Source organism: Actinocrinis sp. (genome assembly GCF_035946395.1).
Classification (GTDB): Bacteria; Actinomycetota; Actinomycetes; order Streptomycetales; family Catenulisporaceae; genus Actinocrinis.
In genome coordinates, this window is the sequence record NZ_DASYZI010000192.1 from 1 (window position 1) to 3,462 (window position 3,462).

At 68.7% G+C, this 3,462-nt stretch carries 2 protein-coding genes; one reads left to right on the plus strand and one right to left on the minus strand.

Annotated features, from left to right (window positions below; all coding sequences use genetic code 11):
- Positions 1 to 1,553: GTP-binding protein (locus VGS97_RS12200; RefSeq protein ID WP_326853503.1), on the minus strand; the 1,553-nt coding region annotated here is incomplete at its 3' end.
- A 276-nt stretch (positions 1,554 to 1,829) separates the two neighbouring features.
- Here VGS97_RS12200 and typA point away from each other — a divergent pair.
- A partial coding sequence (typA, locus tag VGS97_RS12205; protein WP_326853504.1) for a translational GTPase TypA occupies positions 1,830 to 3,462 on the plus strand: 1,633 nt, incomplete at its 3' end.

Sequence of the window (3,462 nt, forward strand, 5' to 3'; positions counted from 1 at the left end):
TGCCGGGGCCAGTAGCCGGAGTGCGTCATGGTGACCGTGCAGTCGGTCACCTGCCAGCCGTGGATGCCCTGACGCAGCGTCTCGTGCACGGTGTCCTCGACCGCCTTGAAGAACGCGTAGGGCATCGAGCCGAGTTCGACCGCCAAATGGAAGGTGACACCGCTGCCGGTCGGCGCGGGCTCGACGCGTAGGCCGACCGTGGCGAGGAACGGATTGCCGTCTTTGTCAGCGATCTCGAAGGCGGCGCCGGTTCCGACTGGCCGCTCGATGTGGATGGTGGTGCTCTGCCGGAACTCGACCTCCAGGCCGTACTCGTCGGCGAGGGTCGCCTCGATGACCTCCTTCTGCACCTCTCCGTAGAGCGAGACCGAGATCTCTTGGCGCAGGTCGTCGCGGCGCAGGTTGATCAGCGGGTCCTGCTCGGCGAGCCGGGTCAGCGCGGTGTGCAGAGTGCCCTTGTCGGCGGCGCGGCGCGGGACGACCACGGTTTCGAGGGTCGGCGGGGCGAACTGCCGACTCGGGCCCGATGCGCGCGGCGCGCCGATCTCGTCGCCGACGCGGATGTCGCCGAGGCCCCACAGCTTGCCGATCCGCCCTGCGGCGACCGCGTCGGCGGGCCGCGCCGAGCCGTGGTCGAACACGCTGATCGCGGTGACCTTGCCCTCGTTGCCTTCCGCGAATGCCAACTTGTCGCGGACGCGTACCGTGCCGGAGAACATGCGCACGTACGCGATCTTCTCGCCGGCCGGTCCGCGCTCCACCTTGAAGACGCTGCCCGAGGCCGGCGCGTCGGCGGCGTCCTCGGCGGTGGGCAGAAGGGTTTTGATGCCGTCGGCCAGCTCGGGCACGCCGGCGCCCGTGATCGCTGAGCCGAAGAACACCGGATGTACGAGCACGCGCTTCGTCTGCTCTGCGAGTCCGGCGTGCAGCTTGTCATACGAGAGCGCTGTGTCGTCGTATACGTACGACGCTAGGAGCGTGTCGTCGTGATCTGCCAGAAGTTCGGCCAGGCGTGAGGTGAAGTCGGGATCGTCGGCATTGAACGGGGTGAAGGAGGCGTCACGCGTGCCGGGGGCGTGCGTTGAGCCCAGTGCGAGGACTGCCGGAGTCAGGCGTTCGGCGATGCTCCGCAATACGCGGTCGCACTGCGCGCCGCCACGGTCGATCTTGTTCACGAAGATCAGGGTCGGGATCCGCAGCCGTTGCAGCGCCCGCATCAGCACCCGCGTCTGCGCCTGCACACCCTCGACGGCTGAGACCACCAGCACCGCGCCGTCGAGCACGCTGAGCGCCCGCTCCACCTCGGCGATGAAGTCCGGGTGGCCGGGAGTGTCGATCAGATTGACCGTCACGTCGTCGATCGAGAAAGAAACGACGGCGGCCTTGATGGTGATGCCGCGCTGGCGTTCGAGGTCGAGGGAGTCGGTCTGCGTGCTGCCCTCGTCGACGCTGCCGAGTTCGTCGATGACTCCGGCCGCGAGCAGCAGCCGTTCGGTCAGGCTGGTCTTACCGGCGTCGACGTGCGCCAGAATCCCCAGGTTGAGCGTACTCACGCGGTGTCATGTCCTTTGCGTAGGTCTTCATCCGCAGCTGGGTGGACATGAACGCTTCGCGCATGCTGGGGTCTCCCTGGGGCGATTGATACGGTCGCGGGCCGCGCCGTCGTAGCAGTAGAGCAAGCGCGCGGCGCGATCGGCAACGGATTTGTTCGCCTACCATGGAGTGCGGCGCCGTCTGCCCGGGGCAACGAGGCTCCCAGGCATGCAGGCGGAGGCCTTACCCTCTTCCGATCCAGGACTCTGCCCGTCCGAGAAAGTGACGCTACCGGCATGCCTACGCGTAATGACATCCGCAACGTGGCAATCGTGGCCCACGTCGACCACGGCAAGACCACGCTCGTGGACGCGATGCTGTGGCAGGCCGGGGCGTTCCGGTCCAACCAGCACGTGGACGAGCGTGTGATGGACTCGAACGACCTGGAGCGCGAGAAGGGGATCACGATTCTCGCGAAGAACACCGCGGTGCACTACCGCTCGCCGCAGGACGGCTCGGACACCGTCATCAACATCATCGACACCCCCGGCCACGCCGACTTCGGCGGCGAGGTCGAGCGCGGGCTGTCCATGGTGGACGGCGTGGTGCTGCTGGTGGACGCCTCGGAGGGGCCGCTGCCGCAGACCAGGTTCGTCCTGCGCAAGGCGCTGTCCGCGAAGCTTCCGGTGATCCTGGTCATCAACAAGACCGACCGGCCCGACGCGCGCATCTCCGAGGTCGTCGACGAGACCTACGAGCTCTTCCTCGACCTCGACGCGACCGAGGACCAGATCGAGTTCCCGATCGTCTACGCGTGTGCCCGCGACGGCAAGGCCTCGCTTGAGCGGCCGGGCAACGGCACCGTGCCGGACAGCCCTGACCTCCAGCCGCTGTTCCGCACCATCCTGGGGACGATCCCGGCGCCGACGTACGTGGAGGGCGCCCCGCTCCAGGCGCACGTGACGAACCTGGACGCGTCCAACTTCCTCGGCCGCATCGCGCTGTGCCGGGTGCACCAGGGCACCATCCGCAAGGGTCAGCAGGTCGCCTGGATCAAGCGGGACGGCGAGACCGAACGGGTGAAGATCACCGAACTGCTGATGACCGAGGCGCTGGAGCGCAAGCCCGCCGAGCAGGCCGGGCCCGGCGACATCATCGCCATCGCCGGCATCCCGGAGATCATGATCGGCGAGACGCTGGCCGACGCCGACGACCCGCGCCCGCTGCCGCTGATCACCGTGGACGAGCCGGCCATTTCGATGACGATCGGGGTGAATACCTCGCCGCTGGCCGGGCAGGCCGCTGCGGCCAAGGTCACCGCCCGGCTGGTCCGCGACCGCCTGGACCGCGAGCTGGTCGGCAACGTGTCGCTAGCCGTTCTGCCCACCGAACGGCCGGACACCTGGGAGGTCCGCGGCCGCGGCGAGCTCGCGCTAGCCGTGCTGGTGGAGACCATGCGCCGGGAGGGCTACGAGCTGACCGTGGGCCGGCCCGCCGCCGTGACCAAGGACATCGACGGCGCCGTCTTCGAGCCGGTCGAGCGGCTGAGCGTGGACGTGCCCGAGGAGGACCTGGGCGCGGTCACCTCGCTGATCTCGGTGCGGCGCGGCCGGATGGAGTCGATGACCAACCACGGCACCGGCTGGGTCCGGATGGAGTTCGTGGTGCCCGCCAGGGGCCTGATCGGCTTCCGCACCCAGTTCCTCACCGAGACCCGCGGCACCGGCATCGCGCACCATGTCTTCGAGGGCTACGAGCCCTGGTCGGGGCCCATGCGGGGCCGCGCGACCGGCTCGCTGGTCGCTGACCGGGCCGGCAGCGCCTCCGCTTATGCCATGTTCAACCTGCAAGAACGCGGTTCGCTGTTCGTCACTCCGGGCACCGAGGTCTATGAGGGGATGATCGTCGGGGAGAACTCCCGGCCCGACG